The following is an 8785-nucleotide window of genomic DNA, read 5'->3' on the forward strand; positions in this document are numbered from 1 at the left end:
ATGTTGTGAAGAAAAAACTGTAAATCTAAAAATATCTAAATAAAAAAGGCATTTGCCTGGCTCCGTTGAATTAAATAGTTACAACACCAAAAATTCAATGAAGGAGTCAAGCAAATGCATAATAAGTTTATCACAGATTTAATGAATTTACCAGACCTGGTTGCAACAGATTTAATTCAAACTGAAGAATATTTAGTTTTTGTAGCTGACTATCAAAAAGATTATGTTAAATGCCCAGTCTGCGGTAAAAAAGCAGATAAAGTTCACGATAGAAAAGTTCAAATGGTTCAGGATACTCCTCTTCGAGATAAAAAAGTAGCTATTAGACTTGTAAAAAAACGCTATAGCTGCAGTCACTGCGGCAAAAGAGCAATACCTAAGAGAATAGAAAGCATTACTAAATATTCACGGAAAACAGAGCGTTTTAAAATGCATCTTTTAAAGCAGACTGATAGCCGTGATTACTCAAGAGTAGCAAAAGAACATGGTCTTAGCTATACCAGTATTCAAAACTCGGTACACAGCAAATTAGATGCTCTGATTAAGGAAGCTCAGCTTGCAACCTTAGATGAGGTTGAAGCTATCAGTATTGATGAATTTGCAATCAAGAAAAAACATAAATATGCTGTCGCTTTAACTGATCCGATTAATGGTAAACTAATTGATATATTAACTTCTAGAAAAAAAGATGATTTAATTGAGTACTTCAATACCTGGCCTGAGAAACTGCGGGAGCAGATCAAGTACTTCTCCATGGATATGTGGAGTCCGTATAAAGCTGTTGCAGAAACTGTTTTTCCAAATGCTAAGATAGTAGTTGATAAGTTCCATCTGGTTACAGCTATCAATAATGCCTTAGATAAGCTGAGAAAAGAGGAACAGGATAAACAGACTCCTGCCAATAGAAAGAAGTTCTATAAATCAAGGCTCACCCTTCTGATGGCTGGTGAAGATCTTGATGATGACGGCCATCAGAGGCTGATAGAAATCTTTAAATTATCTCCTGCTTTAGAAAAAGCATGGGAGTTAAAAGAAGAATTTAGAGATTTGCTACAGATACCTGATGTTAAAGAATCTATTGAAGCTTTAAATCACTGGTATGAAAATGTTAGCCAGGCCAAATTAAATCTTTTCTATAGAGCTAAAGGAACAGTAAAACGCTGGGAACAGCACATTATTAACTATTTTAAAACTAGAATAACCAACGGATTTGCTGAAGGATTAAACAACAAAATCAAACTAATTAAAAGAATTGGCTACGGTGTTCCCAAAGTTGAAAACTTAAAACGCCGAGTATATTTATCATTGCTAAGTATTTAAGAGCAATTCAAAAAATAAAAGAGATAACATGATTCAAACGGTGCTATTTAGATTTCACAACATTTGTTAAAGAACCAAATAATAAAGAAAAATTTTAAGCCCTCATTCAATATTTGGATGGGGGCTTAAATATGTTGTGTTTTTTAGCCAGCAGTGCTAAAATTAAAAAGAGGTGGTTGAAGTGGATTTCTTGGCAGAAATATCTTTATATAAAATAGATAAAGTTAATGATAGCTCGATAGAAATTGTTGATCTGCTTAATGAAAACGGAAAAGAGGAAGAAGTCAACTGGAATAAACCCTGCATTAAGGCAGTAACTGGAGATATCCTTCTGTTTCTAAAAGAGAAAAGAGAAATTACAAAGTATAATAAAAATCGAGATAATATAATTCATTATCCTGTTCAGAAAATTAAAGGCCGTTTTTCTGATGTCAGGGAATATGAATATCTAAAAATGAAGGTTCTTTATGACTTCAATCTTCATTATCTTGGTAAAAAAGAAATAGAAGCAGTAGAAAAAGACCCTGCTCACATTAAATTTGAAAACTTAATCGACCAAAATCGAACTGAAATTGAAAAATTGATAACATATAATGCTGACGAAAGGGTTGAGCCTTTTAATCATACTAATTATAAAGTGGCTTCTATCTTAGACTCTAAAAAGATATTCAGGCAGGAAATTGGAGAAAAATTCGACTGGGGCTGGAGTCTGATGGAGATCTATCAGCTTGATAAGAATAATTTTGTAAGTTATAAACAGAGCAGCTATTTTCGTGAAAGACAGCGGGGAGAGTTTTTTGAGATCAGCAAAAAAGCGGTAGATTTTATGAGAACTTTTGAAGATGATAAGGATGATTTTTTAGATTAAATTTTGGCTGTTTTTGACTATTTATCATAAAAATATGATATAATAGGTTTGAGGTGAGAAATATGAAAGAATATCAAAAAGCTGCTGATTTAATAAGGCATTCGCGGCATGTAACTGTATTTACAGGAGCCGGTGTCTCAGTCGAAAGTGGTGTTCCACCTTTTAGGGGAGAAAACGGCCTCTGGAATGAATATGATCCTATAATTTTAGACCTAAAAAATTTTTATAAAAATCCAGAAGAAAGCTGGGTAACAATTAAAAAGATATTTTATGATTATTTTGGCAAAGCAGAACCCAACGCTGCTCACCGAGTGATTGCTCGTCTGGAAGCTGATGGCTATGTTCAGGCGGTAATTACTCAAAATATTGATAATCTGCATCAGGAGGCAGGTAGTAAAAATGTATTTGAGTTTCACGGCAATTCCAGAGAACTCGTCTGTACTGAATGTGGAGCAAAATATCCGGTAACAGAAGAAATTCTGCAGAAGCTGCCTCCAAAGTGCGAAAAGTGTGGAGAAATTTTAAAACCGGACTTTGTCTTTTTTGGAGAAGCAATACCTGATCAGGCTGAAAAATTATCATTTGAAGAAGCGGAAAAGGCAGATCTCTTTATTGTAATTGGCACAACTGGGGAGGTTCAGCCTGCTTCTTTGATTCCAGTAGTTGCCAGGAGTAAAGGAGCCAAAATAATTGAAATTAACATTAAGAAATCAAATTTCACTGATGACATTACAGATTTATTTATTCAGGAAAAAGCCAGTCTGGCAATGAAAAAGATTGAAGCAGAATTATATAAATAAGCTAAACTCCTCAGCTTTCTAGGGCTGGGGATTTTCTTCGTATTTTGCAATATAGGGTAAATTTCTGTATCTTTCCTGATAATCCAGCCCATATCCAACGACAAAATTATCTTCAATTTCAAAACCGGTATATTCAACTGGCAGATCCAGCAGCTTATCTTCATTAATATGGAGCAGGGTACAGATGCTGATATTTTTAGGACTGCGTGCACCTAAATTTTTGAGCAGATAGCTGTGAGTAAGACCGGTTCTAATTATATTTTCAATAATTAAAACTTCTTTACCAGCAATACTAAATTCTAAATCTCGGGTTACCCTGATGATACCTGAGTTGTCTTTGTCTGCATAATGATTTAGTTCAAGAAAATCAAGTTTGACAGGGAAATCTAATTTGCGGCTCAAATCGGTCATAAAATAGAGGGAGCTTTTTAAAATGCTGACTAAAATTACCTCTTTATCTTTAAAGTCCTGATTAATCTGAGCTGCTAGCTCGTCAATTCTTGCTGCTATTTCTTTTTCGGAAAGTATAATTTCACCTAAATTATCTTTTTTCATTTAATTTTCACCCCTGTCCAGTTCAAATTTTTCAGCAAGCTGTTCAAAATCTTTTTTATAAACAATTTTTATTTTGATATGAGGATAGAGCTCCTGCAGCAGCCTCACCTTTTTATTTTTTTCTGTTGTATATTTTCTTTTCATTGTTGTTAGTTCAACATAGGTGTCATGTTCTGTCAGATAAAAATCAGGTCTAAAGGCCATGATCACATTACCTTCAGGATCCCATTCCAGTGGAAATTCACTTGGTTCATATTCCCATTTGATATGATGCATATCTAAAATTTTAGCAAATTCCTTTTCGCTCTCATGGCCAAAGCTGCGCTGGCTTTCACTTTCAATTTCTTTTGCCTCTGCTTCGTTATTATCTTCCAGAGGCTTAGGGTTTTCTTTTTTGAGGTCAACTAAATTCATTAAAACAGAGAGACTCTCTTCCAGGTTGAGGCCATCTCGATTTAAAGTTAAATGATAGAGGGTCGTTTCTTCCCAGTCCAGATTATGAATTCGCCAGACATAGCGGCGGTGTTTTCGGTCAGCAAGCTCAAGTTCTCTGGCTGCTTCTTCGGGATGGAGACCATATTTTTTTTCTAATTCTTTGATTCTAAATTCCTCGCTGGCTACAACTTTAAAATGCAGAGCATAAGGATGGTTTTTAAAAATAATCTGGGCCCCCAGACCTAAAATAAGGAGATTATTCTGTTCAGCTTCTTTTTTTAGTCTTTGAGCAAGATAATCAGCAAAACTTATCTGCTCATCTTTTTCCGCTTTTGGATTAGCAATCTTAGTGTAGAATTTAGAACTCTGCTCCAGCATATGAAGCTGATGCTCATCGGCAACTTCGGGCAGCCAGTTTTTTAGAACAAAACTGCGGTCGATCAATTTTAGACCAAGTCTGTTGGCCAGTTCCTCAGCAATTTCTTCTCCCCCACTTGCTGTCTGCCTTGAAATTGTAATTATCTGCATAAATTCCACCTTCTTTCTTTAACTATATTATAGCATAAATAGCAGGAATAAACTATATTTTGCCCTTAAACACTAAAACGATTTCTAATATAAATGAATAATTTTATAAATCTTAATTTTATAAATAAATAAAGGATTTTACCTAATTTTGCCTAATATATAAATATGAGAAGAAGAAAATAATATAGTTTTTCTAACAGGTTATGTCAAAAAATCTATGAAAAAGTGATGTTGAAGACAGAATTTAGTTTTTAGAGTAAATTTTAATGGTTGGGATGACCGCATTGCCCTTGACAAACACCATCTAAATGCTAGCTGGAGGTTGCCGAGGGTGAAGGAGATGGATATAAAGGCAGGTTAAACTAGCCAACCCTCGAACCACTGATTTTAGCATTTATCTGGTTCGGTTTGTAAAGGGTTCGCTTCGCCAATGCTTTTAAATAGCTTTTAGCTGCCTCAGGCTCTGCTAGATAGATATAAAGGTTAAGCAGAATGCTGCTGTTGATGAAGTATGTATTCCTGAGATAGCTCAATTAGTTTGCCCCATCTGGCAGGCATATTAGGCAGATTAATGAGCTGAGGCACAGTCACAGGTATCTTTTTCTCTAAAGCTGAGTGAGGCCTTAGAAAGTTAAAATAAGCAGCAAATAAATTGACATATGCAACTGAGCCTTGAGAGGATTTAAAACCACATGTTGACCTGTAGCTCTTTTTAAAAGTTCTATTGAGTCTTTCAATAATCTGCTTTAAAGGGCGATATTCTGTTGAAACAGGGTCATCATTAGTCAGGCCAATGACTTGTGTGACATCAAAATCAATACCCTGTTGATAGTAATAATGTCTTGCTAAAAGATAGATGGGATTACCATCAACTACAAAATTAAGATTATCGGGTATAGGATCCATCTTAGTAAGAACATCATTAATAGCTTTAATGGCAGAGGGAGTATCTCTTTTTGGTGAAACATGATAAGAGAGGATAATTTTTTTAACAGCATCAAAGAAAAAGAAAATATACTGCCATTTGCCATAAACTTTAATATATGTTTCGTCACCGCAAAAAGAATCAGAAAGATCATAAGGATAATTATCCAGATAGGGTTTAACAAGATACCCAACTGAATCAGCATAGTTAAGTACAGTCTGATGAGAGATATCAACATTGTGAATATCCTTCATGATAGCAGCTACATTACGAGAAGAAAGACCGTAATTGACATAGTAAGTAAGAATTAATCCTAGAGTATGTGGAGACGAATGAATGCCTGAAATATCAACCTTAGGCAGGTAGGTGGACTCCTTACTCAGTGGCTGAAAGTCAAAATCAAATTCTCGATAAATGTATCTAACTTTAAATTTGTGAGGATGTTTCTTAAAATGTTTTTTCTCTTCTTTACTCATAGTTCTTAAGTTTTTAAGATAGAAAGAGCAGTCATCATTTCTACACTTGTAGATATAGAAATCCTTACGCTCTTTAATCCTGTCAAGGGTACGTGAACAGTGAGGGCACTTAAAGATTACTGTTTTAGAAAAACGATTTTTATCATTAAAATTAGTGTTACAGACTTTGCAGAGGTACTGTCCGCGGCCTCCAGTATTATCATAGAGATAAACATGTGGAGCACCGCATCTGGGGCAGGTCACAGACTCAGGAACCTTGTTTTTAGAGTTTTTATGGCGTCTAATAGGCTTAAGTGGTTTACCATTTTCTTTTTGATAATCAGCTATTAATTTCTGATAATCAAATTTTTCTAAGACTTCAATAACAGGTAGATCATCAACCTTAAGATGGTGGTACTCTTTACTGATAGGAATATCATCTTTGGGCATAAAGTCTTTACTTAAAAGCAAAGTCATCAGATAACAAATTATATAATACTGAATTTGAATATAGACAAGTAAAGTAGTAATAATTGTTTTCAAAGTTTGTCACCTTTCCCTTCTTTTTTGGTTTAAAATGGTGCTATTCAACCTAAATATACCTCAAAAAGAGGGGGGTGACAAGTATTTAAGCTCAAATCCCTGCTACAATAGGGTTTTGACTATATAAATTAAATGATTTTTTGACAATACGTTCTAACAAATAGGGGGTATTCTATGAAAACATTAGCATTAATTTTAGCAGGTGGAAGAGGTACCAGACTTGATATTTTATCAGCACATAGAGCTAAACCAAGTGTTCCATTTGCAGGAAAGTTTAGACTGATTGATTTTGCTTTGAGCAACTGTGTTAATTCCGGCATTTATAATGTTGGAGTTTTAACTCAGTACTTACCGCTTTCTTTAAATAACCATATCGGAATCGGTAAACCATGGGACTTAGACCGCAGACTGGGTGGAGTTACTATTCTGCAGCCATTTAGAGGTAAGCCAGGAACAACAGACTGGTATGAAGGTACAGCCCATGCAATTTATAAAAATATTAGTTTCATTAAGAATAAAGATCCGGAAGATGTGGTAATTTTATCTGGAGATCATGTTTATGAGATGGATTACAGCAAAATGGTAGATTATCACCGCCAAAAAGGGGCGGATTTAACAATTGCCGCACAACCTGTCCCGTATGAAGATGCAAATCGTTTTGGGATTTTAGATTACAATGATGAGATGAGAATTACAGATTTTGTAGAAAAACCAGAAAATCCACCAAGTAATCTAGCTTCAATGGGAATTTATGTTTTCAAAAAAGAAGTGCTGCTTGAAGTACTTGAAAAATATTGTACCGAAAAGGATTCCGACTTTGGTCATCATATAATTCCGCCAATGATTGAAAAAGAAGGAGTTTATCTCTATGAATTTGATGACTACTGGAAAGATGTAGGTACACTTGCAGCTTATTGGGAAAGCAGTCTTGAATTGACTGATCCGATCCCAAGTTTAAACTTATATAATGATGACTGGAAACTTCACACCAGAAGTGAAGAGAAACCACCAGTTAAATTCGGTAAGGATGCCTGTGCTTCAAAAAGCTTAATTTCCAATGGATCAATAATTAATGGAGTTGTAGAAAATTCTATTATCAGTCCTGGAGTTTATGTTGAAGAAGGTGCAGTGGTTAGAGATTCAATTATCTTTAATGATACTGTCATTAGAAGCAATTCGGTTGTAGAAAAGGCTATAATTGATAAAGAAGTAGAAGTTATGGCTAACTGTAAAATTGGCTATGGTGATGATTTAACTCCCAATAAAGATAAACCTGATCTATTAGAAAATGGTTTAAATGTTATTGCTAAAAGAGCTACAATTCCTGAAGGTACAACTATTGGCAGAAACTGTCGTATTTTTTCCTATGTGGGAGTAGATGATTTTGAAAGTAAAGAGATTCCAAGCGGCAGCACAATTACTTCTGAAATCGGAGAAAAAGTTGCAGCTGGTGACGCAGATCATGTAAGAGAGTTAAATACTTAAAAAATTAAAGAATAAATAGGTAAAATAATCAAAAATTAGGCTCCTCCTCTTTTTGCGGGGGAGCTATTTTATTTATTGAGTATTTTGTGCTAAAATTATTATAGTTAGAACTAATACTTTAACAGGAGATGATTATTATCAAAGTTAAATGGTTAGGAAACTCAGCTCTTTTAATTGAAAATGATACAAAGATTGTCATTGACCCCAGTTTTGAAGTTGAAACTGATTTTAAAGCAGATATTGTATTAATTACTCATGAGCACGATGACCACATAAATTTAGATGATCTGGCAGCAGTAAGCAGTGAGGAGACAAAGGTTTTTGCACCCCAGTCAGTTTATGATAAATTTGATATCGAGGGTGAAGTTGTAGAAGCTGGAGACATTATAGAAGATGAAATTAAAGTCTTAGATGTGGACTGCTATAATTCTGAAGGCTCTGTAGCTTATTTTTATAAAGGCTTATATCAGACAGCAGATGCCTCTGATTACCCTGATCCAGGAGAAGATATAGAATTGCTTTTTACAGCCTGTTTTAATGATTATTTTGCTGATTACTTAGAAAAAGTTATTAAGTTAAATCCGGCCATGGCTGTTCCCTATCATTATGATCCTGAAGAAAGACAGGAACTTCTGCAGGCAAAAGGTTTATCAAGTAAATTTGAACAGATCGGCTGTAAATCTCAGGTAATAGAAATCGGGGAAGAATTAGAAATATAATATTTTAGTGAAATAAAAAGTTAATATTAAAATTTGACCTGCCTTAAATGCAGGTCTTTTTTTATATTTTGATAATATTTTGGATTATTATCAAAATATAAAAATAAAGATTGATTTTAATGAAAAGTTGAAAAACAATGATGATTTGAGTG

At 34.4% G+C, this 8785-nt stretch carries 8 protein-coding genes; 5 read left to right on the forward strand and 3 right to left on the reverse strand.

Annotation, left to right across the window (positions count from 1 at the left end; genetic code table 11):
- Positions 1–114: 114 nt before the first annotated feature.
- The 3 genes from CI949_RS13050 to CI949_RS13060 all read left to right on the forward strand — a co-directional run bounded on the left by CI949_RS13050 (position 115) and on the right by CI949_RS13060 (position 2988).
- Entirely contained in the window at positions 115–1320 is a 1206-nt protein-coding gene (locus CI949_RS13050; protein ID WP_290767153.1) for an ISL3 family transposase, read from the forward strand.
- A gap of 181 nt (positions 1321–1501) precedes the next feature.
- Complete coding sequence (locus tag CI949_RS13055; RefSeq protein WP_290767155.1) at positions 1502–2188, forward strand: hypothetical protein; 687 nt, start codon at positions 1502–1504, stop codon at positions 2186–2188.
- Positions 2189–2250: 62 nt separating this feature from the next.
- On the forward strand, positions 2251–2988 hold the full coding sequence (locus CI949_RS13060; protein ID WP_108141132.1) for an NAD-dependent deacylase: 738 nt from the start codon (positions 2251–2253) through the stop codon (positions 2986–2988).
- A gap of 18 nt (positions 2989–3006) precedes the next feature.
- On the opposite strand, the gene hpt is transcribed toward CI949_RS13060, so the two are convergent.
- The 3 genes from hpt to CI949_RS13075 all read right to left on the reverse strand — a co-directional run bounded on the left by hpt (position 3007) and on the right by CI949_RS13075 (position 6363).
- On the reverse strand, positions 3007–3543 hold the full coding sequence (gene hpt / locus CI949_RS13065) for a hypoxanthine phosphoribosyltransferase (RefSeq protein WP_290767157.1): 537 nt from the start codon (positions 3541–3543) through the stop codon (positions 3007–3009).
- Complete coding sequence (locus CI949_RS13070) at positions 3544–4506, reverse strand: cytidylate kinase family protein (protein ID WP_108141136.1); 963 nt, start codon at positions 4504–4506, stop codon at positions 3544–3546.
- Between the two features lie 483 nt (positions 4507–4989).
- Positions 4990–6363: a DDE-type integrase/transposase/recombinase gene (locus tag CI949_RS13075; protein ID WP_347877191.1), complete on the reverse strand. Its 1374-nt coding sequence runs from the start codon at positions 6361–6363 to the stop codon at positions 4990–4992.
- Positions 6364–6603: 240 nt separating this feature from the next.
- Between CI949_RS13075 and CI949_RS13080 the strand changes: the two genes are divergently transcribed.
- The gene (locus CI949_RS13080; protein ID WP_108142495.1) at positions 6604–7914 is read left to right on the forward strand and encodes a glucose-1-phosphate adenylyltransferase; all 1311 of its coding nucleotides are present in this window, start codon (positions 6604–6606) and stop codon (positions 7912–7914) included.
- A gap of 128 nt (positions 7915–8042) precedes the next feature.
- A complete protein-coding gene (locus CI949_RS13085; protein ID WP_108142493.1) occupies positions 8043–8633 on the forward strand; it encodes an MBL fold metallo-hydrolase in 591 nt (196 codons plus the stop codon).
- The last annotated feature ends 152 nt before the right edge of the window (positions 8634–8785 follow it).

The sequence above is a fragment of the Halanaerobium sp. genome, assembly GCF_003070835.1.